Here is a 26,083-nt window from a genome sequence, read left to right as displayed (position 1 = left end):
AGCCGCCATGCTGCGTTATCTCTTGCGCCGTCTTGCTTACGCCGTGCTGTTGCTGCTGGCCGTCGTGACGCTGAATTTCCTGTTGATCCATATTTCTCCCGGCGATCCCGTCGAGACCATCGCGGGTTCCATGGGGGGCATCAGCGAAGACCTGCGGGCGCAGTTGCGCACGCAGTACGGGCTGGACAAGCCTTTCCTGGTGCAGCTGGGCCTGTACTTATCGCAGGTGCTGCGCGGTGACCTGGGCTATTCCTACTTCTTCAATGTGCCGGTGGCGCAGTTGATCTGGGAGCGCGTGCCGGCCACCTTGCTGCTGGTGGTGACCTCTGTGTTCAGCGCGTTCATCGTGGGCACATTGCTGGGCACCTTGGCCGCGCGCAAGCCCAACGGGCCGCTGTCGCAAGGCATCACTTTGCTGTCCGTCGTGGGCTATTCGGCGCCGGTGTTCTGGACGGGCATCATCCTGATCATCCTGTTTGCGTCTGTGCTGCCGATCTTTCCCGTGTCCGACATGCGTTCGGCGGGCGGGCCGCAAGACGGATGGGCAGGGGTGATGGACGTGCTGCACCATCTGGTGCTGCCGGCCTTCACGCTGGCGTTCGTATACCTGGCGCAATACAGCCGTCTGGCGCGCGCCAGCGTGATGGAAGCGCTTTCCGCCGACTACATCCGCACCGCACGGGCCAAGGGCTTGCCCGAACGCCTGGTCCTGTACAAGCACGCCCTGCGCAACGGTGTGCTGCCTGTCGTGACCATGTTGGGTTTGCAGTTTGGCAATGTGCTGGCGGGCGCGATCCTGGTGGAGACGGTATTCAACTGGCCGGGGCTGGGAAGGTTGGCGTTCGATTCCGTGCTTCGGCGCGACTATCCGACCTTGCTTGGCATCCTGCTGTTCGCATCGTTGCTGGTGGTGGTGATGAATCAGCTTACCGATCTGGCCTACCGCCTGATCGACCCCAGGATCAAGACATCATGAGTCAAGCACCTTCCGCCATTCCCCTTGCCGCGGCGGCCGGCACGACCTCCCGCGCGCCAGCACGGCAGTCCTACGAGGCACTGCGGGTGTTCGCCCGCAATCCTTCGGCGATGCTGGGCGTGTTGCTGTTGACGGCGATTCTGGCGATGACGATCTTCGGCCCGATGCTGATGCAGGCGGATCCGTTTGAAATCGCCAGCGCGCCGATGGAACCACCGGGTGGCGACATGCTGCTGGGCACCGATTATCTGGGCCGCGATGTGCTGACCGGCATGATCTATGGCGGCCGCGCGACCTTGCTGGTTGGCGTGGTGGCTGCGGTGTTGTCGATGGCCATCGGCCTGACGGTTGGCGCACTGGCCGGCTATTACGGCGGCTGGGTCGACGAGACGCTGATGCGCATCACGGAATTCTTCCAGGTGCTGCCCACCTTGCTCTTCGCCATGGTGCTGGTGACGCTGTTCACGCCGTCGCTTGCCACCATCGCGGTGGCGATCGGGGTCGTCAGCTGGACCGGTACGGCGCGGTTGGCGCGAGGCGAGTTCCTGCGCTTGAAGCGGCGGGAATACGTGCTGGCCGAGCGCGTGATCGGCGCAGGCGACGCCCGCATCATCTGGCGCGTGATCTTGCCCAACGCGCTGGCCCCGCTGATCGTGTCGGCCACCCTGGCCATCGGCACTGCCATCCTGTTTGAAGCGGGCCTGTCGTTCCTGGGGCTGGGTGATCCCAACATCATGAGCTGGGGGCTGATGATCGGCAGCAACCGCCCCTACATCCTGACGGCATGGTGGGCGGTGACACTGCCGGGCGCTGCCATCTTCCTGACCGTGCTGGCCGTCAGCATGATCGGTGACGGCCTGAACGACGCGCTCAATCCCACGTCACGGGGGCGGTCATGAACGCGCGCATGCAGGCACCGGTCCTGGAAGTGCAGGCGCTAAGCCTGGAGTTCCGCACGCGGGGGCGTGTGGCCGAGGTGTTAAGCGAGGTCAGCTTCGACCTACGTCCGGGCGAGACCCTGTGCCTGGTCGGCGAATCCGGCTGCGGCAAGAGCATGACGGCGCTGGCGATCATGCGGCTGATCCCGGCCTTGGGCCGGATCGGTGCGGGCACAGTGCGCTTGTCCGGCACGGACTTGGCGCAGCACGATGATGAGGCCATGCGGCAGGTGCGTGGCAACAAGATCTCGATGATCTTCCAGGAACCCATGACCGCGCTGAATCCCGTGTACACGGTTGGCGATCAGATCGCCGAACCGCTGCGCTTGCACCAGGGGCTGAGCAAGGCGCTGGCCCGGGCGCGCGCCATCGAGATGCTGAAGTCGGTGGGCATTCCGGTGCCCGAACGCCGCGTGGACGACTACCCGCACCAGATGTCCGGCGGCATGCGTCAGCGGGTGATGATCGCCATCGCCTTGGCCTGTGATCCGGATGTGCTGATCGCTGACGAGCCGACCACAGCGCTGGACGTCACCGTGCAAGCGCAGATTTTCGATCTGTTGCGCGAACAGCAGGCGCGACGCGGGACGGCAGTGCTGTTGATCACCCATGATATGGGCGCGGTATCGGAAATGGCCGACCGCGTGGTCGTCATGTATGGCGGACGGGTCGTGGAGCAGGGCGGCGTGCGGCAGATTCTGGCGCATCCCCGGCATCCGTACACGCAGGGGCTGATCGCCTGTCTGCCTGAGCTGGACCGCGAACCCAACGATATTCGCCCCGATTTGCCTGAGATTCCCGGCGTGGTGCCGTCGGTGTGGGACCGAGGGGTGGGTTGTCCTTTTCTGGAACGTTGCGGCCAGGCCGTTGCGCGCTGCCGCAGCGAATTCCCGCCGCTGGTGCGCGTGGCCGAGGGCCAGGACGTGGCCTGTTGGCTCTATCAGGAGGCTTCATGACGGCGCAGCCGCACGTTCCTGCTTTGCTTTCGGTGCGAGACCTGGCCGTGCACTTTCCGGTGGGCGGCCGAGGGCGCGATGGCAAGCCCATCGTCGTCAAGGCCGTTGACGGCGTGTCGTTCGATCTGGCGCGCGGCCGCACCTTGGCGATCGTGGGCGAATCGGGTTCGGGCAAAACCACCACGGCCTTGTCCGTGCTGCGCCTGGCGGACCCGACGGGGGGCTCCATCCACTTCGACGGCACCGACCTGACCGCTTTGGGCGGATCGTCGTTGCGGCAGATGCGCCGCCGGTTGCAGTTGGTGTTCCAGGATCCGTATTCGTCGCTGAACCCGCGCCAGCGCGCAGAGGACATCGTGCGGGCGCCCCTGGATCTGATGCGGATTGATCCGCCGGGCGGGCGCGAGGCGCGGGTGGCAAAAATGTTTGAACTGGTGGGGTTGCGGCCCGAACAGCGCCAGTTGTTCCCGCACCAGTTTTCCGGCGGGCAGCGGCAACGGCTGAACGTGGCGCGTGCATTGGCCAGCGCCCCTGACCTGATCGTCTGCGACGAACCCGTGTCGGCGCTGGACATTGCCATCCGAGCGCAGATTCTGAACCTGCTGCGCAAGATCCAGCGCGAACAGGGGCAGTCGTTCCTGTTTATTTCGCACGACATGGCCGTGGTTGAGCACATCTGTGACGACATTGCCGTGATGTACCTGGGCAAGATCATTGAACAAGGGTCACGCCGCGCCTTCTTCACCCGCCCGCTGCATCCCTATAGCGTCGCGCTGATGTCGGCCGTGCCTACCGTCAAGGGTGGGCGTGAATCGGCCGCGCGCCGCGTGCGGCTGATGGGCGATCCGCCCAGCCCCGTCAATCCGCCGCCGGGTTGCCGTTTCGCAGGGCGATGTCCGGCCGCGCAGCCTGCCTGTTCCGCGCGCGAACCCGAATTGCGTGAAGTCGTGCCCGGCCACCGCGTGGCCTGCCATTTTGTGGAAGTCCGCGACGGCGTTCTGGTGACGCCGCTTCCGGGCTGAACCCAACCTTCAGAAGGAATCTTCGATGACCTCGCCTCAAGGCAAGACGACGATCTACGCCGCCCGCAGCATCCTGACCATGAATCCCGCGCAGCCGCGCGCGACCCATGTGGCGGTTCGCGACGGACGCATCCTGGGAGTGGGCAGCAGGGAAGACCTGACTGGCTGGGGGCCGGCGGAACTGGACGAGCGCTACGCGGGCAAGGTGTTGATGCCTGGCTTGGTGGAAGGTCACTGCCATCTGCCGGAAGGCGGCATGTGGAAGTTCGTGTACGTGGGCTACTACGACCGTCGCGGCCCTGATGGACGCCTGTGGGATGGATTGAAGAGCTTTGACGCCGTGGCTGACCGGTTGCGCGAAGCCGAGCGCGCCTTGCCGGCTGGCGAAACGCTGATTGGCTGGGGCTTTGACCCGATCTTCTTCGATGGGCAGCGCATGCGAGTCCAGGATTTGGACAAGGTGTCCGCGACGCGGCCGGTCGTCATCATGCACGCCAGCATGCACTTGATGAATGTGAACACGCCGATGCTGGCTCGCGCTGGCATCGATCGCGATACGGATATCGAAGGCGTGACGCGGATGGACGATGGCCGGCCCAGCGGCGAGCTCTGCGAATTCGCGGCCATGTTCCCGGTGATGCGCCTGATCGGCAGTCCGTTCCGCACGGTGGGGCTGTCAGAAGACGGGTTGCGCATGTTCGGCAAGGTGGCGCAGTGGGCGGGCGTCACCACCGCGACGGATTTGGTCAACGAACTGGGGGACGAGGGCGTGGCCACCTTGGCGCGCATTACCGCGGAAGCCGACTATCCGGTGCGCATCGTACCTGCGGCGTCGGCGCTGACGTATGCAGGGGATCCGGCGCGTTGCCTGGAAAAACTGGCGGCCGCCAAGCGGCTGAACCATGACAAGTTGCACCTGGGCATGGTCAAGTTGGTGGTGGATGGATCGATACAGGGCTTCACCGCCCGAGTGCGCTGGCCGGGTTACTACAACGGTGCACCCAACGGCATCTGGGTGATCGCACCGGCGGAACTGGACCAAACTGTCCAGGCCTATCACGATGCGGGCGTGCAGTTGCACATCCATACCAATGGGGATGAAGCCACGCAGCGGGCGATCGAAGCCGTGGACCTGGCCTTGCGCCGGACTCCGCGCCGCGATCACCGCCACACCTTGCAGCATTGCCAGATGGCCGATGCGGCGCAGTTCCGCCGGATGGCCAGTCTGGGCATGTGCGCCAACCTGTTCGCCAATCATATCTACTACTGGGGCGATGCCCATCACGCGCTCACCATGGGGCCGGATCGCGCCAACCGCATGGACGCCTGCGCGTCGGCTGCGCGGGCAGGCGTACCGTTTTCGATCCACTCCGATGCGCCGATCACACCGCTTGGGCCGTTGTTCACCGCCTGGTGCGCGGTCAATCGGCAGACCGCTTCGGGCCGCATCCTGGGCGAGTCCGAGCGGATCAGTGTGGACGCGGCGCTGCATGCCGTCACGCTGGGCGCGGCCTACACCCTGCACATGGATCATCTGGTCGGTTCCATCGAAGTTGGCAAGTACGCGGACTTCTGCGTGCTGGAAGACGACCCCACCGCCGTGCCCCCCGCCCAGCTGAAAGATGTGGCGGTGCTGGGCACCGTCGTCGGCGGCAGGCCGCTGGCCCTGGAAGGCGTTTGATATGGCGGACGCTGGCGCGGCGCGCATTCCGCTGACGGTGGTGGGCGGCTTCCTGGGCGCGGGCAAGACGACCTTGCTCAATCACGTGCTAAGCACCAGCCGCCGGCGGGCTGCGGTGCTGGTCAACGACTTCGGACCCATCGATATCGATGCCGGCCTGATTTCGCAGCGCGCGGACGAGGTGATCCGGTTGGCCAATGGCTGCGTCTGCTGTTCGATGGCTGGCGGGCTGGACGACGCATTGGCGCGTGTGCTGGCGCTGGATCCATTGCCGGAATGGATCGTGATCGAAGCCAGCGGCGTATCGGATCCGTCCAGGATTGCGCAGGTCGGCATGTGTGATCCGATGCTGCAACTGGAAGGCATAGTGGTACTGGCGGATGCGGCCCAAGTGCGGACCTTGGCGGCCGATCCTCTGCTAAGCGACACGATTGAACGGCAGTTGCGGGCGGCCGATCTGCTGGTGCTGAACAAGACCGACCTGGTGACGCCCGAAGCGTTGTTGTCGGTGCGGTACTGGCTGCGGCAGGTCACGCAGGGCGCGGCCATGGTGGACACGCGGGAAGGGCGCCTGGATTTGCGCTATCTGTCTGGCGAGACCTTGCCAGAGGCTGCGGCCCAGGAATGCACGGATGATTGCACCCACGGGGCATGCGGCCATGTCGCGCATCATCACGCCGCACCCGGCAAGGAACCCGACCATCCTTTTCAAAGCTGGCTCTGGCAGGCCCCGGCGCTACTGAACGCGGATCAACTGGCCGGGCAGCTCAGGCAGATGCCTAGGCAGTTGCTAAGAGCCAAGGGCTGGGTCCGCACGGATCGGCATGGCGTGGTGCTGGTGCAATGGGCCGGGCGCCGCGTGCGATACGACACGCAGGCCGTGGCTCCGCGCCAGTTAGAGACACCGGGCTTGGTGTTCATCGGTTTGCGCGGCGCCATTGATCCAGCGCAAGTATCCAAGATGCTTGCGCCCGCCACGGCCTGACTGGTGCAAGCGATTTCCCGTTTCTGGTTCTAGACCCTGCCTGGCCGCTCACTTACCTTGGATCCTGAACGCGGGCGCACGCCGCGCCGGCGTCTATAGGAGGGTTGGCAATGCAAAAGACCGTCACCGTGGAGATGCTGGCCGAATTCGCGGCCGCCTGGAACCGCCACGATATCGATGCCTTGATGAGCTTCATGAGCGAGGACTGCGTGTTCGAGACCGTGGGCGGCCCACAAGCCTGCGGCAGCCGGCATACGGGCACGGAAGCGGTACGCATGGCCTTCACGGCGGCGTGGAAGAATTTTCCCGACGCGCAATGGAACAACGGCCGGCATTGGGTGGCGGGCGATCGTGGCGTGTCTGAATGCACGTTCACCGGCACCGCCGCCGACGGCTCGCGGGTAGAGGCCGACATGGTCGATGTCTTCACGTTCCAGGATGGAAAGATCCATGTGAAGAATGCCTTCCGCAAACAGCGGCCGGCCTTGCCCGCTCGGGCCTGAGACGCCACCCGGCCAGGGGCCACGAAAGGGATACCCGGGGCACCCCCCGAACACACCCAGGACACACCCAGGAAACGGATTCGAAGCATGGATACGCAAATGCCCTTCGACACCTCGCTGCCGCCGCGCGCGGCTACCCCGGGCGTCAGCGCCTATAACCCGACCTATGACCCATTGGTCTCGGCGCCCGGCCGAGGGCAAGACTACGCGCCCACCTACTGGGTCGCCAGCGCCGGCGAACCGCCGCAGGACGATGGGCCCATTCAGGGCGACGTCGACGCAGATGTGGTGATCGTGGGGTCGGGCTTTACCGGCCTGTCGACCGCGTTGACCCTGGCGCGGGATTTTGGCGTGCGCGCAGTCGTGCTGGAAGCCAACCGCGTCGTTTGGGGCTGCACCAGCCGCAATGGTGGCCAGGGGCAGAATGCATCGGGGCGGTTGTACCGGTCGCAGTGGATCGAACGCTGGGGCCTGGACACGGCCAAACGCCTGGACGCGGAAATCCGCGAAGGCTTTGAGTATTGGAAAAGTCTGGTTGCGCAGGTGGATTGCGACGCGCAACCGGGCGGCCATCTGTACACCGCTCACCGCCAGAAGAAGATGGGATTTCTGGAAAATGAGGCGCGCGTGATGCGCGAGGTGTTCGGATACGACGCCAGGATGCTCAGCAAGTCCGAATTGCGCGAGCGCTATGTGGACGACCACGAAGCGGTTGGCGCCATGCATGAGCCCGATGGCGTGGGCGTGCATCCGCTGAAGTTGGCGTATGGCTACTTGCGCCAGGCACGGGCGCTGGGGGTCCGTGTGCATCCGTCCAGCCCGGTGCTGGGCTGGCGCGTGGAAAACGGCGTGGTCCTGTTGCAGACGCCGGGCGGCGTGGTGCGAGCACGCCGCGTGGCGTTCGCCACCGGAGGCTACACCGCCCAAGGCGTGAACCCGCTGCTGGACAACCGCATCATGCCGGTGCTGTCGAATTCGCTGGTGACGCGAGTGCTCTCACCGGCCGAACGCGAATCGGCGGGGTTGAAAAGCACCGTGTTCATCACCGATACGCGGACCTTGCGCTTCTACTATCGCTTGCTGCCGGATGGCCGCATGCAGATCGGCAGCCGCAGCGCTTTGCGCGGCGCCGATGCGCAGAACCCCCGACATCTGGCGTTGCTGCGCGAAGGCCTGGCGCGCAAATTCCCGTCGTTGCGCGGGGTGGAGGTGGCGTATTCGTGGTGGGGCTGGGTGGACGTCAGCCACGACATGATGCCGCGCATCACGCAGCCGGACCCGACGCAGCCCGTGTATTACGCTTTCGGCTACGGCGGAAACGGCGTGGCATTTTCCGCGCATGCGGGCAGACGGCTGGCTCAGCGGATGATGGGCAAGGATGGGCTGGCGTGGGACCTGCCCATCTATGACTCGCCGTTGCCAGGCCACCTGTTCGCGCCGTTCCGGCGCATCGGGCAGGGCTTGCTGTACCGCTGGTATCACCTGCGGGACGAGCATCTGTAGCGCGTGTGGCCGAAAAGCAGGCGCCGCGCCTATGCGCCGCCTATGCTGCCGTACGCAAGCGGTAGCGGTGCACCACCTGTGCCAGCTTTTCAATCCCTGGGCCAATATGCTCTGGCCGGATGGACGTAAAGCCCACGCGCAGGTAATTGCGTGGCGCGTCGGCGCCGTTCATGAAGAACACGTTGCCGGGTTCCACCACCACGCCCTCGGCCAGCGCAGCCTCGGACAGTTCGGCCGCGTCCAGCCAGGGCGGCCCGGCCAACCAGCAGGATGACGAACCCGTGATGGGAATTGCCTTGAAATCGGGCAGATGGCGTGCCAGGGCCTGGGCCAGCTCGGCGCCGCGCTTCTGGTAGGCCTGCGACTGCTTGCGCAGCAGCGAATGGTGATGGCCCAGGGAAATGAACAAAGAGAAGGCCCGCTGGATATAAGCGGACGGGTGGCGCAGCATCAGCCGGCGCAGTGCGCGCAGTTCGCTGGCAAGTTCGCGCGGCGCGACGATATAGCCGATGCGCAGGCCCGGCGCGAAGGACTTGGCCAGGCTGCCGACATAGATGACGCGGCCGTCGCGGTCCAGGCTTTTCAGCGCGGGAATGGCGCCTTCGCCCCAACGGCTTTCGCTTTCAAAATCATCTTCGATGATCAAGCTGTCGGCCTGACGCGCCAGCGCCAGCAGGCTTTCGCGGCGTTCCAGTGCCAGCGTGACGGTGGTGGGGCATTGATGGCCGGGCGTGACGAAGACGTAGTCGCAGCCCAATAGCTGCGTGCCGGTGCACAGGCCGCGTTCGTCGACGGGCAGCGGCAGCAGGTTGCGCGTATGGCTGGCGAAGATGTTGCGGGCGTCCGGGTAGCCCGGGTCTTCCATGCCGACCACGGTGTCCTCGTTGACCAGCAGGTCCGCAAGCAGGTACAGCGCGTGCTGCGCACCCACGGTGATGACGATTTCCTCGGCATCGGCCCACACGCCCCGGCGCGGCAGCACCTGCGTGCGGATCTGTTCGATCAGCGTCGGGTCGTCATGGGTGATGAGATCGGGCGCCCAGCTGCGTATGTCCAGCACCGACAGTGCCTTGATGCAGCATTCGCGCCATTCGGCGGTGGGAAACAGGTCCGGGTCAAACTGACCGTACACGAAGGGGTAGGGCTGCTTCTGCCAGTCTTGCGGCTTGGTGATATTGCGTTGCTGCGACGGCCGGAACCGCAGCCGTTCTTCCCAGCGCACCCGTTGCGGATCGGGGGAATTGCCCATCGGCATGGGTGCGGCGGAATCGGACGCCGTACCGGAATGCCCTTGCATGACGGAATCGCAGACGAAGTGGCCGCTGCGTTCGCGTGACACCAGATAGCCTTCGCTGACCAGTTGCTGGTACGCGAACACCACCGTGTTGCGGGCAATGCGCAACTGGTCGGCCAGTTGCCGGCTGGAGGGGACGGGCGTGCCGGGCGGCAGATGGCCGCTGAGAATGGCCGATACCAGCATCTGGCGCACGCGGCCTTGCAGGCTGAGGTTGGGCGCGCTTTCTCTTTCAAACAGGCGTTCCCACAACACAGGCTTGAGCATCGAGGCCTGGCTGGACATGACGACTCCTTCTGAAGGCGATGCGGGACCCCGGCGCGAGGCGCGGGCAGGGTCGGGTTCCGGATCTGTCCTTCAGAATAGAGGAGCCGCCTGGGGGAAGAAATGGGGGATTGCCCTGCCGGGGTTTGGCAGGGCGAAGCCGTCCTAGATGCGTCCCTTCCAGGGAATGGCGAACTTCTCCAGATAGCGCACCAGCAGGTCGAAGGCGAACGCGAACACGCCGATCACGATAATGCCCATGATGACGGTGTCGCTGGCCAGGAACTGCGCGGCATTCAGCACCATGAATCCCAGGCCCCGGTCGGCCGCCACCATCTCGGCGGCGACGAGTGTCGTCCATCCCACGCCGATGCCGATGCGCATGCCGGTGAAGATCTCGGGCATGGCAGCCTTCAGGATCACATGCCACACGATTTGCATTCGCGTGCCGCCCATGGCGTAGGCAGCATGAATCTGTTCGATGGACACCGAGCGTACGCCGGCGCGCGCGGCGATCGCCATTGGCGCGAAGATGGCCAGGTAGATCAGCAAGACCTTCGGAAATTCGCCAATGCCGAACCAGATGATGATCAGTGGCAGATACGCCAACGGCGGCAGCGGGCGGTAGAACTCGATGGGCGGGTCGAAAATGCCGCGTGCATAGCGGTTCACGCCCATCAGGATGCCCACGGGGATGGCGGTGACGCAGGCCAGGAAGAATGCGCCGAAGACGCGCATCAGGCTGGCCAGGGCATGTTCGGCCAGGGTGGAATTGGCAACGCCGTCCGTCATGGCCGAGACGAACTTGTCGTACACGGCGATGGGCGACGGCAGGAACAGCGGACGCACCCAGCCCGCGCTGGTCACCAGGAACCACAAGGCGATCAGCGCCAGGCTGGTGATCAGGCTGATGTGTCCGCTGTAGCCCGCGCCGGGCGCACCGTAGACCATTCCGGGGGTCGCGGGCTTGTGCCCCGACCGGTTCCTAGACATGGGCGGCCTGGGGCGAGGCGGCGGCGCGTTCGTCACCGTAGATGATGCCAAGGACTTCTTCGCGCATGGCGATGAAGTCGGGACTGGATTTGATGCCACGTCCATCGCGAGTCTCCAGGTAGCGCCGGTTGAAGTCCGGCGTGAAGGTGTGCGTGATGCGGCCTGGGCGAGGCGACATGACGATCAGCCGCGATCCCAGGAAGAGCGCCTCTTCCACGCTATGGGTGATGAAGAAGAACATCTTGCTGGTCTGCCGCCAGATATCCAGCAGCAGTTCCTGGATGGTTTCGCGCGTGAGCGCGTCCAGGGCGGCCATCGGTTCGTCCATCAGCAGCATGGCGGGGTCGCAGGTCAGTGCGCGTGCAATGCCCACGCGCTGCTGCATGCCGCCCGACAGTTGGTAGATCATGTGGCGATGGAAGTCCTGCAAGCCCACCAGTTCCAGATTGCGGCGGGCTCGGGCGCGGCGAGTCTCCTTGTCCACGCCTTGCAGCTTCAGCCCGAATTCCGTGTTCTCCAGCACGTTCAGCCAAGGCAGCAGGGCGTGCTTCTGAAACACGACGCCACGGTCGGCGCCCGGGCCGACGATGGGCCGGCCGCCCAGTGTGATCTCGCCTTCAGTGGGTGAAAGGAATCCGGCCAGCAGGCTGAGCAAGGTGGTCTTGCCGCAGCCGGAGGCGCCCAGCGCCACCACGAATTCGCCGGGCTGGATGGTCAGGTTGACGTTTTGCAGCGCAATCACCGGGCCGCTGTCGTGCAGCCCGGGATAGGTGACGCTGACTTGTTCCGCGCAGAGCCGCTGCGCGGCGGAGGTGGAGGTGGACGGCGTGGTCATGCGGGCTCCCCTTGTGGCGCGGCGGACCGCTTACTTTGCGGCTGCCTTCGCGTACTGGTCCGTGACGTGCGGGCTGTAGTCGGCCAGTGCCTTGTCGATCTGCTTCTGGTCTTTCAGGAAGGTCGCGCTGGCCGCGAAGGCTCGCGCCGCGCCTGCCTCTTTGCCGCCGCCCAGCCACTCGTTCGAGGCCTGTTCCTGCGCAGTCGGGAATACCAGCAGGCTCAGCGCTTCAACCACGTCGTCGGGCTTGCCGCCAATCAGTCGAACAATGCCCTTGACCTGCGGGGATTCGGCGGTCCATTTGGCACCGTTGGCGCGGTAGTCAGTGTAGGATTTGGCCAGCACGCCGGTGAAGGCGGCCATGAACTTCGGGTTCTTGGCGGCCCAGGCGCGGTCCACCACGATGCCATCGAAGGTAGGCACGCTGGCTGCGCCGATCTGCTGGGAGTCGGCGATGATCTTTCCGCTCTTGGCGATTTCGGTCAGCGCGGGCGGCCAGACATAGGCGGCGTCGATGTCGCCGCGCTGCCAGGCGGCCACGATCTGCGGCGGCTGCATGTTCAGGATGCGCACGTCCCGGGGAGAGATCTTCCAAACTTGTTCCAACCCGACCAGCAGGTGGAAGTGGGAGGTGGATACGAACGGCGTGGCGATCCGCTTGCCCTTCAGGTCGGCGGTGCTGTTGATGCCGGAGCCGTTGCGTGCGACCAGCGCTTCGGATTTTCCGATGTTGTCCAGGACCCAGAACAATTGCATGTCCACCCCGCGCGTGGCGGCCGAGGTGATGCCGGTGGAACCCAGGACGCCGACCGGCACATTGCCGGAGGCCAGCGCGGTGGAAATGTCGCCGCCGGAGGTGAACTGGCGCCAGTCCACCTGGTAGCCGGCTTCTTTCAGGGCGGAGTCGAAGCTGCCGTCCGCGATGGCGGACAGGAACGGACCAACGATCAATTGATAGCCTACGACCAGTTTGGTTTGGGCATAGGCGGGTGCGGCCAACAGCGCGGCGGCCAGGCCGGCAAGGGTGCGGCGGCGGATGTGGCGGAATATCGCGTTCATGGAGGTCTCCGGGAGGGATCGGCCGCGCCCGGCGCGGCCGGCTTGCTGAGTGCCAGTTTGCCCGGATGGGATCAGAACGCTAGGGCCAGATGCCTGGATCAGTAGGAGCCAAAAGCGATCAAGCCCGCCCGCCGCGTCGGCGCTGCCATGTCTGGCATCGTCGTCGCAGCGGGCGGGCCCGCGATATGCACCAAAAGAAGGGGGCGCGGTCCTGCTATCGGATGAGGCTGAGGAATTCGGCCCGGGTGGACGGGTTGTCGTGGAATTCGCCCAGCATGACGGACGTGACCATGGACGAATTCTGCTTTTCCACGCCGCGCATCATCATGCACATGTGCTGGGCCTCGATGACGACGCCCACGCCGGCCGCGCCGGTGACGGTCTGGACGGCTTCGGCGATCTGGCGGCTGAGGTTTTCCTGGATTTGCAGGCGGCGGGCGTACATCTCGACAATGCGGGCCACCTTGGACAGGCCCAGGACGCGGCCGGCCGGCAGGTAAGCCACGTGCGCCTTGCCGATGAACGGCAGCATGTGGTGTTCGCACAGCGAGTAGAGCTCGATGTTCTTGACCAGCACGATTTCGCGCGTATCCGACGTGAACAGCGCGCCGTTGACGATTTCATCCAGGTTTTGGTCGTAACCGCGGCACAGGTGACGCATGGCCTTGGCCGCGCGGGCGGGCGTATCGGCCAACCCTTCGCGGGACGGATCTTCCCCTAGTGCTTCGAGAATGGCGGTGTAGTTTTTTTCCAATGACATGGGGGACTCCTGGGGGCAGCGCGCTCGTCGTGGCGTTGTGGCGTGTCGCGTCGGGGACGCGGGAATGGAGGCAAGTCTACCGCAGCGCGGGCGGCGGGTCAGGCGGGGGGGTCAAACCCCCCGGTTCTCGACGGCGTACTTGATCAGTTCGGCCTGCCCGTCGATTCCCAGCTTGCGCTTGATGTTCAAGCGGTGGGTTTCCACAGTGCGCACGGACAGGCCCAGGGCCTGAGCGATCTGTTTGTTGGCTTGACCGTCGGCGATGTGGCGCAGCACGTCGCGTTCGCGCTGGGTCAACAGGGTGGCAGGGGCGCTGGCCTGTGACAGCCGCAGGGCGGCTGCGGCGCTGAAGTAGCTGCGGCCCGCCATGACGGCGCCGATGGCGGTGACGATTTCTTCCGCCGGTTCGTCCTTCAGCAGATAGCCCCGGGCGCCGGCTTTCACCGCCTGCACCATGTATTCGGGGTTGTCATGCATGGAAAGCACTAGCACGGCGATCTGCGGATAGCGTTCATGCAGCTGTGCCGTCAGCTCCAGGCCGCCCACGCCGGGCATGTTCAGGTCCATCAACGCCAGGTGGGGCAGCGTGTCGCCTTGGGGATCTTCGGTCAGGCAAGCAGCCAGGAAGGCCAGCGCCGCCTGCGCGTTGCCCGCTTCGCCCACCACGCGCAGGCGCGGCACGGTTTCCAGGCGCAGGCGCAGGCCGTCACGCACCAGCGGATGGTCGTCGATCAACAATAGGCGGATGGCGTCGGGGGTGTCGGTCATGCTGGGATTATTGCGGAAGGGGCGGCGGTGGCGGGCAGGGGCAGCCAAGCTTGCAAGGTCGTGCCTTGGGCATTGGAATGGAAACTGAGATTACCGGATAGCGCGTTCATGCGTTCGCGCATGTTACGCAGGCCGATGCCGCGCCGCGGGTCCTGCTGGACCTCGGCGAAGTCAAAGCCGCAGCCGTCGTCCGAAATGGTCAGGCGCAGGTCATGCGCGCTGTAGGCCAGCGTCATGTCGACGCGCGTGGCGCCCGCGTGGCGCAGCACGTTGGTCAGGGCTTCCTGGGTGACGCGGAACAGCGCCGTGGCGTACGTGTCGGGCAGTTTGACGGGCCGGCCGGTGGTGCGCAGCCTTACGGCCAGCGGTTGTGCGCCATCCGCGCTGGGAATGGCGAACTCCCGTCCCAGGTGCTCCAGCGCGGCCGGCAGGCCCAGGTCGTCCAGCAGGGTGGGGCGCAGGTTGTGCGAAATGCGCCGAACCTCGCCCACGGCGCTGTTCAGGCGGTCCAGCGCGCCGCCCAGCGGTTTGTCGATATGGGCAAGTGTCTGCGCGTCCGTCGGCAGCGACTGCCGCAGGCGTTCACGCGCAGCTTCCAGTGATAGCTTGCTGGACACCAGCACCTGGCTGATGCCGTCGTGCAATTCGCGCGACAGCCGGGCGCGTTCGTCTTCCTGGGACCGCACCACTTGCTGCGCCATCAGCCGCAGCTTGGCGTCGGACTGGCGGTGGTCACTGATATTAAGCGCCAGGCCGCAGGCGGCCACGCCCAGGATGGAGACCGCCGCAATGCCCGCCACCCAGGCGAACATGCTGCGGATGTTGGCCTGCGCGGCGGCGTCGATGCGAACCAGCGCCTGTTCCACGTCGTCCAGATAGATGCCGGTGCCCAGCATCCAGCCCCAACGATCCAGCACCACCACATAGCCGAGTTTTTCCACGGTCTGGTGGGTGGACGGCTTTTCCCATAGGTAATGCACCACTTCGCCTTGCTGGCCGCCGCGCCGGGCTGCCGTCAGCAGGTTCTGGATGACGGCTTGACCGCGGGTGTCGCGCAGGTTCCAGAGGTCTTGACCGACCAGTTCGGGCTGACGCGGGTGCATCAGGTTCTTGCCATGCAGGTCGTACACGAAGAAATAGCCGTCGTGGCCGAACTCCATCTGCGCCAGCAGTTCCAGCGCCTGCTGGCGCGAAGCGTCGTCGTCGCCCGCCGCTTGCAGCGGAGCGACGGCGCTGTAGGCCAGGCTGACGTAATGGCGCAGTTCGCTTTCCTTGCTGGCTAGCCAGGCGCTTTCCACGACCTGCTTTTCGCGCTGCGCCAGTTGCAGGCCCTGCACGTAGACCGCCACCGTGATGGCGGCAACGGCCACCAGCAAGGGGACCGCGGCAAGCAGCAGGATTTTCAGGCGCAGCTTCATATTTATGGGGAGTCAGCGTAGGTAAAGATTGGTGCGATGCGTCACGACCGCTTCCCCCGGGGAAGCATCGGTCTTTGCGCCGGATTTTACGGTTTTCGCCGATTTTTGTTGCGGCGCATTGAGTAGTAACACGTAAGCGGCTTGCGTAGTTTCGCGCTTGTTGCCAGGGGGGCAAAACGAAATACTAGCGCCCGCGTCCCCAGGACGCAGCGCGGACGCTTGCGCGCCCGCCACCCCACAACAATGAGTCTGCCTTCCGCGAGACGAAAAAAGCGTTTCACGCCACAAGCATGGCGGGAGGCAAGAGGAGCACTTATGCATACCAGCAGTAAGGGACTGGGTCAGCACCTGGTTTGGCTGGCGGTTGCGGTACTGGGCGCGTTCGCGCTGGGCACCGTGGCGCTGGCCAGAGGGGAGACCATCAACGCGCTATGGGTGGTGATTGCCGCCGTTTGCGTCTATTTGATCGCATACCGCTACTACAGCCGCTTCATCGCCAAGAACGTTTTCCAGCTGGATGCCTCGCGCATGACGCCGGCGTGGAAGCACAACGACGGCCTGGACTACGTGCCCACCAACAAGCACGTGCTGTTCGGCCATCACTTTGCCGCCATCGCGGGCGCCGGCCCCTTGGTGGGTCCGGTGCTGGCAGCGCAGATGGGGTATCTGCCGGGCATGTTGTGGATTCTGGCGGGCGTGGTGTTCGCCGGAGCCGTGCAGGACTTCACCATTCTCTTCATCTCGACGCGCCGCGACGGCCGTTCGTTGGGCGATCTGGTGAAGTCCGAGCTGGGCAAGATCCCTGGCGTGATCGCGCTGTTTGGCGCATTCATGATCATGGTGATCATCCTGGCCGTGCTGGCGCTGATTGTGGTGAAGGCGTTGACGCATTCGCCGTGGGGCACGTTCACGGTTGCCGCCACCATTCCCATCGCGTTGTTCATGGGCGTGTACCTGCGCTACATCCGCCCGGGCAAGATTGGTGAAGTCTCCATCATCGGTTTTGTCGGCCTGATGGCCGCCATCACCTTTGGCCAGGACGTGGCCGCGCATCCGGTCCTGGGCCCGATGTTCGACTTCGACGGCAAGGGGCTGACCTGGATTCTGATCGTTTACGGTTTCATCGCGGCCGTGCTGCCGGTGTGGCTGCTGCTGGCCCCGCGTGACTATCTGTCGACCTTCCTGAAGATCGGCACGATCCTGGGCCTGGCGATCGGCATCGTGGTCGTGGCGCCTGAACTGAAGATGCCGGCGCTGACGCAATTCGTGGACGGCACCGGCCCGGTCTGGTCGGGCAACCTGTTCCCGTTCCTGTTCATCACCATCGCCTGCGGCGCGGTGTCGGGTTTCCATGCCCTGATTTCGTCGGGCACCACGCCCAAGCTGATCGAAAACGAAACCCAGGCCCGCTATATCGGTTACGGCGGCATGCTGATGGAATCGTTCGTGGCCATCATGGCGCTGGTGGCGGCTTGCGTGATCGAGCCGGGCATCTATTACGCCATGAACAGCCCGGCGGCGGTCATCGGCACCACGCCGGACCAGGTGGCCCAAGTGGTGTCCAGCTGGGGTTTCGTGGTGACGCCGCAGGACCTGATCCAGACGGCCAAGGACGTTGGCGAAAGCACGATCATTTCGCGCGCGGGCGGCGCTCCGACGCTGGCCGTCGGCATGGCGCACATCCTGCACCAGGCTATTGGCGGCCCGGGCATGATGGCGTTCTGGTATCACTTCGCCATTCTGTTTGAAGCGCTGTTCATCTTGACCGCGGTGGATGCGGGCACGCGGGCTGGCCGCTTCATGCTGCAAGATCTGCTGGGCACCTTCGCCCCGTCGCTCAAGCGCACGGACTCGTTGCCGGCCAACCTGATTGCCACCGCCTTGTGCGTGGCGGCCTGGGGCTACTTCCTGTATCAAGGGGTGGTCGATCCGCTGGGCGGCATCAACACGTTGTGGCCCTTGTTCGGCATCGCCAACCAGATGCTGGCCGCAATTGCGCTGACGCTTGGCACCGTTGTGCTGTTCAAGATGAAACGCGACCGCTACGCCTGGGTCACGATCCTGCCGACGATATGGCTGCTGGCGTGCACGCTGACGGCTGGCTGGCAGAAGCTGTTCGATGCGGATCCGCGTGTCAGTTTCCTGGCGCATGCCGCCAAGTACAACGCGGCCATCGCCGAAGGCAAGGTGCTGGCGCCGGCCAAGTCGCTCGCCGAAATGTCGCGCGTGGTGCTGAACGACTACATCAACGCCGGCCTGTGCGCGATCTTCATGTTCGTGGTGGTCAGCATCCTGGTGTTCGGCATCAAGTCAGTACAGCGCGCGCGCGCCGAGAACAAGCCGACCTCGCGCGAGACCCCGTACGAAGCACTGCCGGTCCCGGCGGGCGCGGACTGATCGCCAAGGAGGCGCCACATGCTGTTTGGCAACATGAGTTCAGCCGCCGGCGCCGCCGGCCGTTATCTGGGGCAGACGCTCCGGCTGATGGTGGGCGTGCCGGACTACGAAACGTATGTGGAACACATGCGGCGTACCCACCCTGACCAGGAGCCGATGAGTTACGAGGCCTTCTTCCGCGAGCGCCAGGACGCGCGCTACGGCGGCAAGAAACGGATCGGCTGCTGCTGATAAGAAAAGCCCCTTCGGGGGCTTTTTCTTCGTGCGCGGCGTGTTCAGCCCACATGGGGTGGTCCTCCCAAGTGGGATTTTCTTCCCGCGAAGGTTGATCTTCCCGCGAAGGTTGATCTTCACATGTGGGGTTTCTCTCCACCTGCGGGTTTCTCTTCACCTGCGGGTTTCTCTTCACCTGCGGGTTTCTCTTCACCTGCGGGCTTCTCTTCACATGTGGGCTTCTCTTCACATGCGGGTCTTTCTTCACCTGCGGGCTTCTCTTCACATGCGGGCCTTTCTTCACATGTGGGTCGCTCTTCCCCCGTAGGATGGGTGAAGCGCGAGATTGCTCAAGCAAGAACCACGCGCTTCAACGCGCGCAACCCATCAAGCTGCGGTGATTTCCTAACAGATGTCACCCACACCGCAACCGCTGCTTGATGGGTTGCGCGTGCCAGGGTCCGCAGTGCTTGGCGCCAGTCTCTCGCGCTACACCCATCAAGCAGCGATGATTTCCTAACAGATGTCACCCACATCGCAACCGCTGCTTGATGGGTTGCGCGTGCCAGGTTCCGCAGTGCTTGGCGCCAGTCTCTCGCGCTCCACCCATCCTACGATGTGCGCCTGCGCGATTTTTCCGAATAGATCACCAGCGGAATCGCGCTTAGCGCGCACAACGCCATCACCAGGAAACCGCCAGGCGCATAGCTGCGATACAGCGCGCCGCCCAGCTGGATGCTGCCGAACATGAACACCCCTCCCGACAGCAGGGCATACAGCGCGATGGCGGATGTTTTGCATGCGGCGGGCACATGGCGCGTGATGTACCACATGATTGCAGCGTTGTTGCCGGCCAGGGTGAAGCACTGTAGCAGTTGCAGCGCGGCGATCAACGCCGGGTCGGTGGTGGCGGACAGGCCCGCCCAGCGGATCGCCGTCATGACCGCCGACACCAGGATCAGCCATTGCGCGCCGGTTCGGGCCAGCACCTTGGGTGCCAGGAAGAAAAACAGCACTTCGCTGCTGACACCCACCACCCACAGCAATGAGATCAGCGCGGTGGACAGGCCGCTGGCCGTCCAGTAGAGCGTCGAATAGGAATACAGAAAGCCGTTGCTGGCCTGGACCAGCGAGGCCGCCGCGATGCACATCAGCAACGGCCGGTCGCGCAGCACCGCCAGCATGGGCAGCCGCACGGCCTCCACGGGCGCCGCATCGGCGGCGGGACGGGCGGCTTGCGGCAGCAGGCGCACGCAGGCCAGGCACGCGATGATCAGCAAGATCGACAACCACATCACCCAGTCGGCGTCGAAGGTCTTGATCAGATAGCCCCCGACAACCGTGACGACCGCGAAACCCAATGATCCGCACGCCCGCATGACGGTATAGGAATTGCCTTGCGCCCGGCCGCTGGCAATGGCCATGCGGTCCATCAGCGGCAGCACGGCGGGAAAGACGGCGTTCAGCAGCAAGGTGATGGCCAGCAGCCAAGCCGGCGTCTGCGAAAACGGATAACAGATGAACAACACCAGGGACGCTGCCAGCGCCGATGCGATCAACGCATGTGCGCGGCCGCTTTGGTCGGCCAGATGGGCCACGACCGGTGTCGACAGGATCTTGGGCAGGAAAGAGGTGGCAACGATCAGCCCGATGACGGCGGGGTCCAGGCCACGGCTGGCGAACCATAAGGGCAGGAAAGGGATGCTGACGCCCTGAAGACCGTAATACAGGAAGTAGAACCCGTGCAACGCGATGGCGCCTTGTCTGGCGTCGGGATTGCCGCGCATAGCGATGGTGTGAATCTGGCTGAGACGAAGGCGCGTAGCATACTCCTTCCCTGCGGGGGCCGAGGTTTGCACTGAAGGATGTATAGCGGATGGCTCGCCTTGCGTTCAATGGGCCATCCATTGACAGGAGGCATTGGCAAATGCCTGCTTGCGGGATTACCCTTGGGTATCGCGCATGGCCTGGTCCATGCCGCGACTGCGTACTTTCTATCATTCCAAGGAGCGGCAATTCATGGCCAAGAAACTGAATGAGAAGACCACCAAGACGCTGAAAGAGCGGCGCAAACTTCCGCTGGCAACGCCGACCGATCTGGCGGCCGCCGCCACCCGCGACATCTCCGCCGCGCTCAACCAGATACTGGCCGATGTATTCGCGCTGTACCTGAAAACCAAGAATTTCCATTGGCACGTCAGCGGGCCGCACTTCCGCGATTACCACCTGCTGCTGGACGAGCAGGGCGACCAGCTTTTCGCCATGACGGATCCTCTTGCGGAACGCATCCGCAAAATTGGCGGCACCACGCTGCGTTCGATCGGGCACATCTCACGCATGCAGCGGATTTCGGACAACGACGCCGATTATGTTCAGCCGCTGGACATGCTGGCCGAGCTGCGCGAAGACAACAAGGTGCTGGCGGCGTCGCTGCGCGAAGCCCACAACATCACCGACGAACACCGTGACATCGCCAGTTCCAGCCTGATTGAGAACTGGATCGACGAAACCGAGCGGCGCACCTGGTTCCTGTTTGAAGCCAGCCGGCAAGGCGACTCGACGGGGCATTGATTCCGGCGCGTGGAAAATAGCCGCCCTGGCCGTGATGGCCCGGGCGGTTTTGCATGGCGCCGCGGCCAAAAAAACAAGCCCGGCGCAGCGCATCCGGCGGCAGTCTGACTAGAATGGCCTTTCGTTCACCCCTCCGGAATCGTCCCATGAATCTGCGACTACGAATTTTCTCGCTGTTTACCTTGTGTGCAATGTCGGCCGGCGCGATGGCCGCAGACCTGCCTGTTGTGCAATTCATTGCCACGGGCGGCACGATTGCGATGAAGGTGGATCCGGTCACCAAAGGGGTGGTTCCCGCCATCTCTGGCGACGATCTCATGCAGACGGTGCCCGACGCCGCCAAATACGCGCGCATCGAAGTCAATAACTTCTCTGCCATGTCGGCAAACTACGTCGAGCCCAAATGGTGGACGCGGCTGACGAAGGCAGTTGATGACGCCTTGGCCCGGCCAGAGGTGGCGGGCGTGGTGATCGCGCATGGCACCGACACCATGGAAGAGACTGCGTATTGGCTTGATTTGACCGTGAAGTCCGACAAACCGGTGATCCTGATCGGTGCCCAGCGCAATGCGTCTTCGCCAGACTTCGACGGACCCCGCAACCTGCTCAACGCGATTCGGATCGCCACGACGCCAGAGGCCAAGGGAAAAGGCGTGATGGTGGCGATGAACAACCAGATCAACGCAGCGCGTACCGCAACCAAGACCCATACTGCCGATGTCGAGACCTTCAAGTCGGGTGATTTCGGTTTTCTGGGGGAAGTCTGGTCGGATCGCGTGCAATTCTCGCGGACGCCCCTGCGCCGCCAACATATCGACATCGGTAGCGGCGAGATGCCGCGTGTGGAAATCCTGCCGATGTTCGGTGGCGCCGATGGCGACCTGCTGCGCTACGCGGTGGATCAAGGAGCGAAGGGCATCGTGGTTCAGGCGGTGGGCATGGGCAATATGAACGTCTCAATGTTCGAGGCCGTCAAATACGCGCTGGGCAAGAATGTGCCGGTGGTCATTGCGACCCGCGTGCCCAACGGACGCACGATGCCGGTCTACGGTTTCCCGGGCGGCGGGAAAACCACCTTTGATGCGGGCGCGGTCATGGCAGGGGACCTCAATCCCCAGAAAGCCCGGCTTCTGCTGATGCTCATGCTGCATCAGGGGCAGAGCAGCAAGGAAGCGCTGCAAGCCGCATTTGACCGCTAATAACCTGTGCCCTGGGCTTAGCTGGACAAGCCTAGCGGCTTGCTCATGATGATGCTTCGATAATTGGTATGCGCCCACTGTGCAGACTCGATCGGTCGATAGCCGCGAGAGGCATACCATGCTTGCAAATGTGTGGCTGGCTCGGCGGTGTCCAGGGCAATTTCCCTGGCTCCGCAGGCTATGATGAATAAGGTGTCAGACTGCAATTTGGCGGTATTGCAGTCTGACACCTTAATAACTTCGCTCTTAAGGGTGGTGGGGCCATACCTATACGCGCTTAAGCTATTGCCTGTAGGTGCCGTTATACGACGCATGCAGCGTCGAGCTGTGCGGTGTGATTAAAAAAACCAACAAAGACGATGAGCGAAAAAACAGAATTGGCATACATTAGGCCAGAATCAATATCCTTGAAACGGCACCCCGAGTTCAATGAACGTTGGCTTCAGGATCGAATCGCCGAGGATCCCTCTATCCTGGGTCTCGGCGACCTCGTATTGAAAGACAAGGAACGCGCCCATAGCGGAGCGGGTCGACTTGATATTCTCTGCCAAGATGCAGAATCCAACCGCCGATACGAGATCGAAATTCAACTGGGAAAAACGGACGAATCCCACATAATTCGCACTATTGAATATTGGGACATTGAACGAAAGCGATATCCGCAATACGAACACACTGCCGTAATAGTGGCGGAAGATATAACAAGCAGATTTTTGAATGTCGTAAACCTCTTCAATGGGTTCATCCCCTTGATCGCGATCAAGGTAAGCGCACTTCAAGTCAAAAATAATGTTTCGCTAATATTCACGACCGTTCTAGATGAGCGGACGTTGGGGCTAGTTGACGAAGACGAGGAAGTTGCAGAGAGCACTGATCGTGCCTATTGGGAAAAGCGCGCAACTAAAGCCACCGTTGGTTTGGCAGATGAAATTCTTAAATTGATCAGAACATTCGATCCTCTGCTTTCTCTAAAATATAATAAATTTTATATTGGTCTTGCTGACCAAAACGGAAGTTCTGATAATTTCGCCGTCCTTAAACCGAAGAAGGACTGGCTAAGATTGGAGCTTCGGCTACCCCGCGATGAGGGTATTGAATCGAAGATCGAAGCGGCGGGCTTGGATGTCCTTGAATACAATTCAAGAGAGCGGCGCTACAAACTCCGGTTGACCAAGGCAGAGCTAGAAAAACACGAAGAGTTTATCCTGGAGCTTCTCAAGGATGCGCATGGCGACTCTGCTGAATAAATAAAGACCATCCGCACGACGCCGCTCACTAGATTGAAGCTGTACCAGCAGCGGGCAGGTATATCGGTAAGGTGCCAGACTGCAATATTATGTTGGAATGGCAGTCTGATACCTTATTTCTGGAAGCAGAATCATCGGCTTTGATGTGGCGCGTGAATGTGTCAGCGCTTTCCTGAACTCGTCCTTTGAGGGTGCACGCCATCAGAGACGAATCGACATGTTGAGCAAGGTGGGCGGGCGCTAGGGCGCATCCGAATGGGCCTGGCGATCTTTGGGCGCTGCGGTTCGCAGCAAGGTCAGGCTCACGAGTTATGTGAGATTCAACCCGCCATCAGAAAGCAGGATTTCGCCCGTCAGATAGTTGGATTGAATAAGCATTGAAACTGCTTGCGCAATATCTTCGGGGCTTGCGGCCCGCCGCATCGGCGCACGCTCGCGCCATAATTGCCGAGCCTGCGTCCAGCTTGCGGTCAATGGCGTATCGACAAGCCCAGGAGCGACGGCATTCACGCGAATGTCTGGCGCCAGTGAGATCGCGAGCAAGCGCGTGACATGATTTAGCGCCGCCTTCGTGGCGGCATATGGGATAGAAGCCCCTTTCGGACGAACGCCTGCGTGCGAACTCACATTAATCACGCAAGCAGGCACTCCGGTAGCAGCCGATGCGCGCAGTGCGGCCTCAGCTTCTGCAACGATACGAAACGGGGCAATGACATTGATCTCATGCAGCTCGCGCCATAAGTCGGGCGTAGCAGCTGCCATGTCGGCATGGGGAATCACACGGCTGATTCCCGCATTGTTCACGACGACGTCCAGACGGCCCCACTGCGCGACAGCTTCTTTCACCAGTCGTATCCGGTCTGCATCTTCAGCGAGATCTGCTTGCACATAAGTGGCCAAACCCAGCTCGCGCGCCATGGAGATTCCGACATCCACGGAATTGCGCGAATGCAAAACGACAGCATAGCCATCCCGAGACAGTCGGCGCGCTATCGCCTCTCCAATACCTGAAGTAGACCCAGTGACAAGAGCAACACGTTGTGGTTGAGGCATAGCGCAGTCAGATGAAGTTGGTGGGTTGGGGTTACGCTGGGCTTACGCAGAGTGAGTCATGCGGCATGCCGAGGCGGCGTCGACCGCAGTTGGCACTCCTGATTCAGGATACTCAGCCGATATGTCGTCAGAGAAATCGGCGAATTCGATCCGATTGCGTCCAGCCGATTTTCCTTTGTAGAGAGCGGAATCGGCTTGCCGAAGTGCGCTCTCCAGGCCATGCGCGCCATGGAAAGGCGGTGAAATGCCTATGGTGACCGTGCAGCGCAGCGAATTATCCGAATCGGCAACGTTGATCGCTTGGCTTTCAACGTTGGCACGCAGGCGCTCTGCCAGGAGCATGACGCCCTCACCATCGGTTTCCAGGATGATGGCCACAAACTCTTCTCCACCAATACGACCCGTCAGGTCGCCGCGACGCACTGTGGAGCGCAGTAAATCTGCAACTTGGCATATGACTTCATCGCCGGCCTGGTGCCCATGGGTATCGTTGATTTTCTTGAAATGGTCGACATCCAACAGCAGCAGGTAAGCAGGCGCGGCGTTCCGGCTATTGAAATACCGTTTCAGGGCATCCAGAAGACCTCTGCGATTGAGCAGGTCTGTCATGGGATCACGCGCCGCCATGTCGCGCAGGCTATCCGTCAGCCGTCGGAGCACGAGCCAGACGATGGAGGGTGGCACGATGGTGGCCAGGGTTGACATGTAGATGTAGAAGATCATTTGAAAGCGGCTGTCCATGTGCAGCGCATCCAAGCCATCATCCACGATTTTCAAGAACTTCAGCGCGTTGAGAATACAGATCCCGCCAATCAGAAACGCAAAGAAGACCATCTCTCCATACAGATCTTTTGCAAACGTGCGCACGCCATAGATCACGGTTATTGTCATGGCAAAGAAAAGCAGGGTCGCCATCGCCGCCAGCATTGCGTAACGTGCGGCAGGCCCAGCGCTCCACTGCACCAGCCATTGCGCAATGCCATAGGCCACGGAAAATAGAACCAATGTGCGCCACAACCGAACCTGATGCCCAAAAAATCGCATGGCGCCGAGCCAGTAGGCGATTGGGGCGGCCAGCGTGAGGGTGTGGTTGATGACGCTCATCACGCTCCATGCCGGGCCCCCTTCAACCAGTTGCAGGATATAGGCCAGCGCCAGCAAGAGATTGCCCACGGCAAAAAAATCCATCCCCATCCTGTTGCCAGGCAGGCGACGACTAATGAGTAAAAACATGCCAGAGAAGCACAGCAGGTGTGCACACAGCATGGCGACGAGAGTGGATGCGACCATAGTCGGGATGTCAAGAGATCAGGCGGAAGGCCTACGCGGGTGCTGCCAGGTCGTGGGAATAAGGTGTCAGACTGCAATTTCAAGACGATATGGCAGTTTGACACCTTACCCAAAAAAAAACCGCCCAGACCATGACGGCCGGGGCGGTTTGGCATTGC

General features: G+C 62.8%; 24 protein-coding genes. 14 read left to right on the top strand and 10 right to left on the bottom strand.

The genetic code is table 11. The features are described from left to right. Positions 1–7 precede the first annotated feature (7 nt). The 8 genes from HV753_RS05090 to HV753_RS05055 all read left to right on the top strand — a co-directional run bounded on the left by HV753_RS05090 (position 8) and on the right by HV753_RS05055 (position 8,564). A complete protein-coding gene (locus HV753_RS05090) occupies positions 8–976 on the top strand; it encodes an ABC transporter permease (protein ID WP_175173306.1) in 969 nt (322 codons plus the stop codon). After that, a complete protein-coding gene (locus HV753_RS05085) occupies positions 973–1,875 on the top strand; it encodes an ABC transporter permease (RefSeq protein WP_175173305.1) in 903 nt (300 codons plus the stop codon). The genes HV753_RS05090 and HV753_RS05085 overlap by 4 nt, the downstream gene beginning before the upstream one ends. Next, positions 1,872–2,870 (top strand): ABC transporter ATP-binding protein, encoded by a 999-nt coding sequence (locus HV753_RS05080; protein ID WP_175173304.1) that lies wholly within the window; start codon positions 1,872–1,874, stop codon positions 2,868–2,870. The genes HV753_RS05085 and HV753_RS05080 overlap by 4 nt, the downstream gene beginning before the upstream one ends. Further along, positions 2,867–3,892, top strand: coding sequence for an ABC transporter ATP-binding protein (locus tag HV753_RS05075; RefSeq protein WP_175173303.1), 1,026 nt, complete (start codon positions 2,867–2,869; stop codon positions 3,890–3,892). Before HV753_RS05080 ends, HV753_RS05075 begins: the two co-directional genes overlap by 4 nt. Positions 3,893–3,917: 25 nt before the next feature. Further along, a complete protein-coding gene (locus tag HV753_RS05070; RefSeq protein WP_175173302.1) occupies positions 3,918–5,573 on the top strand; it encodes an amidohydrolase in 1,656 nt (551 codons plus the stop codon). A gap of 1 nt (position 5,574) precedes the next feature. Beyond that, positions 5,575–6,558: a CobW family GTP-binding protein gene (locus HV753_RS05065; RefSeq protein WP_175173301.1), complete on the top strand. Its 984-nt coding sequence runs from the start codon at positions 5,575–5,577 to the stop codon at positions 6,556–6,558. Between the two features lie 110 nt (positions 6,559–6,668). After that, positions 6,669–7,061, top strand: coding sequence for a nuclear transport factor 2 family protein (locus HV753_RS05060; protein WP_175173300.1), 393 nt, complete (start codon positions 6,669–6,671; stop codon positions 7,059–7,061). Between the two features lie 87 nt (positions 7,062–7,148). Continuing rightward, positions 7,149–8,564: an NAD(P)/FAD-dependent oxidoreductase gene (locus tag HV753_RS05055; protein ID WP_175173299.1), complete on the top strand. Its 1,416-nt coding sequence runs from the start codon at positions 7,149–7,151 to the stop codon at positions 8,562–8,564. 40 nt (positions 8,565–8,604) lie between these two features. On the opposite strand, the gene pdxR is transcribed toward HV753_RS05055, so the two are convergent. From pdxR to HV753_RS05020, 7 genes are all read right to left on the bottom strand, one after another. After that, entirely contained in the window at positions 8,605–10,143 is a 1,539-nt protein-coding gene (pdxR, locus tag HV753_RS05050; RefSeq protein ID WP_175173298.1) for a MocR-like pyridoxine biosynthesis transcription factor PdxR, read from the bottom strand. 144 nt (positions 10,144–10,287) lie between these two features. Beyond that, positions 10,288–11,115: an ABC transporter permease subunit gene (locus HV753_RS05045; protein ID WP_175173297.1), complete on the bottom strand. Its 828-nt coding sequence runs from the start codon at positions 11,113–11,115 to the stop codon at positions 10,288–10,290. Further along, positions 11,108–11,950 carry a taurine ABC transporter ATP-binding protein gene (locus HV753_RS05040; protein WP_175173296.1) on the bottom strand — a complete coding sequence of 281 codons (843 nt, stop codon included), beginning with the start codon at positions 11,948–11,950 and terminating at the stop codon, positions 11,108–11,110. Before HV753_RS05040 ends, HV753_RS05045 begins: the two co-directional genes overlap by 8 nt. Positions 11,951–11,980: 30 nt before the next feature. Beyond that, a complete protein-coding gene (tauA, locus tag HV753_RS05035) occupies positions 11,981–13,009 on the bottom strand; it encodes a taurine ABC transporter substrate-binding protein (RefSeq protein ID WP_175173295.1) in 1,029 nt (342 codons plus the stop codon). A gap of 214 nt (positions 13,010–13,223) precedes the next feature. Next, positions 13,224–13,769 carry a GTP cyclohydrolase I FolE gene (folE, locus tag HV753_RS05030; RefSeq protein ID WP_217481434.1) on the bottom strand — a complete coding sequence of 182 codons (546 nt, stop codon included), beginning with the start codon at positions 13,767–13,769 and terminating at the stop codon, positions 13,224–13,226. A gap of 111 nt (positions 13,770–13,880) precedes the next feature. Next, a complete protein-coding gene (locus HV753_RS05025) occupies positions 13,881–14,537 on the bottom strand; it encodes a response regulator (protein ID WP_175173294.1) in 657 nt (218 codons plus the stop codon). Further along, the gene (locus HV753_RS05020; protein ID WP_175173293.1) at positions 14,534–15,955 is read right to left on the bottom strand and encodes a cache domain-containing protein; all 1,422 of its coding nucleotides are present in this window, start codon (positions 15,953–15,955) and stop codon (positions 14,534–14,536) included. Before HV753_RS05020 ends, HV753_RS05025 begins: the two co-directional genes overlap by 4 nt. Positions 15,956–16,270: 315 nt before the next feature. Between HV753_RS05020 and HV753_RS05015 the strand changes: the two genes are divergently transcribed. Together HV753_RS05015 and HV753_RS05010 are read left to right on the top strand one after the other, a co-directional pair. Beyond that, the gene (locus HV753_RS05015; RefSeq protein WP_175173292.1) at positions 16,271–18,352 is read left to right on the top strand and encodes a carbon starvation CstA family protein; all 2,082 of its coding nucleotides are present in this window, start codon (positions 16,271–16,273) and stop codon (positions 18,350–18,352) included. 18 nt (positions 18,353–18,370) lie between these two features. Then, positions 18,371–18,583, top strand: coding sequence for a YbdD/YjiX family protein (locus HV753_RS05010; RefSeq protein WP_175173291.1), 213 nt, complete (start codon positions 18,371–18,373; stop codon positions 18,581–18,583). A gap of 593 nt (positions 18,584–19,176) precedes the next feature. Here the strand turns inward: HV753_RS05010 and HV753_RS05005 are convergent. Then, positions 19,177–20,352: an MFS transporter gene (locus tag HV753_RS05005; RefSeq protein WP_175173290.1), complete on the bottom strand. Its 1,176-nt coding sequence runs from the start codon at positions 20,350–20,352 to the stop codon at positions 19,177–19,179. A 232-nt stretch (positions 20,353–20,584) separates the two neighbouring features. Here HV753_RS05005 and HV753_RS05000 point away from each other — a divergent pair, with 232 nt between their 5' ends. The 4 genes from HV753_RS05000 to HV753_RS04985 all read left to right on the top strand — a co-directional run bounded on the left by HV753_RS05000 (position 20,585) and on the right by HV753_RS04985 (position 23,826). Then, on the top strand, positions 20,585–21,136 hold the full coding sequence (locus HV753_RS05000; protein WP_175173289.1) for a Dps family protein: 552 nt from the start codon (positions 20,585–20,587) through the stop codon (positions 21,134–21,136). Positions 21,137–21,327: 191 nt separating this feature from the next. Then, positions 21,328–22,335, top strand: a complete 1,008-nt coding sequence (locus tag HV753_RS04995) for an asparaginase (RefSeq protein ID WP_217481444.1) — start codon at positions 21,328–21,330, stop codon at positions 22,333–22,335. A gap of 407 nt (positions 22,336–22,742) precedes the next feature. After that, positions 22,743–23,582: a PDDEXK family nuclease gene (locus HV753_RS04990; RefSeq protein ID WP_217481433.1), complete on the top strand. Its 840-nt coding sequence runs from the start codon at positions 22,743–22,745 to the stop codon at positions 23,580–23,582. A gap of 115 nt (positions 23,583–23,697) precedes the next feature. Next, positions 23,698–23,826, top strand: a complete 129-nt coding sequence (locus HV753_RS04985; protein WP_343056457.1) for an RpiB/LacA/LacB family sugar-phosphate isomerase — start codon at positions 23,698–23,700, stop codon at positions 23,824–23,826. Between the two features lie 65 nt (positions 23,827–23,891). Here HV753_RS04985 and HV753_RS04980 read toward each other — a convergent pair whose 3' ends face one another. Both HV753_RS04980 and HV753_RS04975 read right to left on the bottom strand, forming a co-directional pair. After that, positions 23,892–24,635: an SDR family NAD(P)-dependent oxidoreductase gene (locus HV753_RS04980; RefSeq protein WP_175173288.1), complete on the bottom strand. Its 744-nt coding sequence runs from the start codon at positions 24,633–24,635 to the stop codon at positions 23,892–23,894. A gap of 42 nt (positions 24,636–24,677) precedes the next feature. Beyond that, the gene (locus HV753_RS04975) at positions 24,678–25,925 is read right to left on the bottom strand and encodes a GGDEF domain-containing protein (RefSeq protein ID WP_175173287.1); all 1,248 of its coding nucleotides are present in this window, start codon (positions 25,923–25,925) and stop codon (positions 24,678–24,680) included. Between the last annotated feature and the right edge of the window lie 158 nt (positions 25,926–26,083).

This window comes from Achromobacter pestifer (genome assembly GCF_902859625.1).
GTDB classification, from domain to species: Bacteria; Pseudomonadota; Gammaproteobacteria; order Burkholderiales; family Burkholderiaceae_B; genus Achromobacter; species Achromobacter pestifer.
Note: the sequence above shows the minus strand (reverse complement) of the source record. Positions and strands in the feature narration are given on the sequence as shown.

Excerpts from the sequence above, each read along its gene's own strand:
- HV753_RS05090 (WP_175173306.1), top strand. The coding sequence starts at position 8 with ATGCTGCGTTATCTCTTGCGCCGTCTTGCTTACGCCGTGCTGTTGCTG.
- HV753_RS05085 (WP_175173305.1), top strand. The coding sequence starts at position 973 with ATGAGTCAAGCACCTTCCGCCATTCCCCTTGCCGCGGCGGCCGGCACG.
- HV753_RS05080 (WP_175173304.1), top strand. The coding sequence starts at position 1,872 with ATGAACGCGCGCATGCAGGCACCGGTCCTGGAAGTGCAGGCGCTAAGC.
- HV753_RS05075 (WP_175173303.1), top strand. The coding sequence starts at position 2,867 with ATGACGGCGCAGCCGCACGTTCCTGCTTTGCTTTCGGTGCGAGACCTG.
- HV753_RS05070 (WP_175173302.1), top strand. The coding sequence starts at position 3,918 with ATGACCTCGCCTCAAGGCAAGACGACGATCTACGCCGCCCGCAGCATC.
- HV753_RS05065 (WP_175173301.1), top strand. The coding sequence starts at position 5,575 with ATGGCGGACGCTGGCGCGGCGCGCATTCCGCTGACGGTGGTGGGCGGC.
- HV753_RS05060 (WP_175173300.1), top strand. The coding sequence starts at position 6,669 with ATGCAAAAGACCGTCACCGTGGAGATGCTGGCCGAATTCGCGGCCGCC.
- HV753_RS05055 (WP_175173299.1), top strand. The coding sequence starts at position 7,149 with ATGGATACGCAAATGCCCTTCGACACCTCGCTGCCGCCGCGCGCGGCT.
- pdxR (WP_175173298.1), bottom strand. The coding sequence starts at position 10,143 with ATGTCCAGCCAGGCCTCGATGCTCAAGCCTGTGTTGTGGGAACGCCTG.
- HV753_RS05045 (WP_175173297.1), bottom strand. The coding sequence starts at position 11,115 with ATGTCTAGGAACCGGTCGGGGCACAAGCCCGCGACCCCCGGAATGGTC.
- HV753_RS05040 (WP_175173296.1), bottom strand. The coding sequence starts at position 11,950 with ATGACCACGCCGTCCACCTCCACCTCCGCCGCGCAGCGGCTCTGCGCG.
- tauA (WP_175173295.1), bottom strand. The coding sequence starts at position 13,009 with ATGAACGCGATATTCCGCCACATCCGCCGCCGCACCCTTGCCGGCCTG.
- folE (WP_217481434.1), bottom strand. The coding sequence starts at position 13,769 with ATGTCATTGGAAAAAAACTACACCGCCATTCTCGAAGCACTAGGGGAA.
- HV753_RS05025 (WP_175173294.1), bottom strand. The coding sequence starts at position 14,537 with ATGACCGACACCCCCGACGCCATCCGCCTATTGTTGATCGACGACCAT.
- HV753_RS05020 (WP_175173293.1), bottom strand. The coding sequence starts at position 15,955 with ATGAAGCTGCGCCTGAAAATCCTGCTGCTTGCCGCGGTCCCCTTGCTG.
- HV753_RS05015 (WP_175173292.1), top strand. The coding sequence starts at position 16,271 with ATGCATACCAGCAGTAAGGGACTGGGTCAGCACCTGGTTTGGCTGGCG.
- HV753_RS05010 (WP_175173291.1), top strand. The coding sequence starts at position 18,371 with ATGCTGTTTGGCAACATGAGTTCAGCCGCCGGCGCCGCCGGCCGTTAT.
- HV753_RS05005 (WP_175173290.1), bottom strand. The coding sequence starts at position 20,352 with ATGCGCGGCAATCCCGACGCCAGACAAGGCGCCATCGCGTTGCACGGG.
- HV753_RS05000 (WP_175173289.1), top strand. The coding sequence starts at position 20,585 with ATGGCCAAGAAACTGAATGAGAAGACCACCAAGACGCTGAAAGAGCGG.
- HV753_RS04995 (WP_217481444.1), top strand. The coding sequence starts at position 21,328 with ATGTCGGCCGGCGCGATGGCCGCAGACCTGCCTGTTGTGCAATTCATT.
- HV753_RS04980 (WP_175173288.1), bottom strand. The coding sequence starts at position 24,635 with ATGCCTCAACCACAACGTGTTGCTCTTGTCACTGGGTCTACTTCAGGT.
- HV753_RS04975 (WP_175173287.1), bottom strand. The coding sequence starts at position 25,925 with ATGGTCGCATCCACTCTCGTCGCCATGCTGTGTGCACACCTGCTGTGC.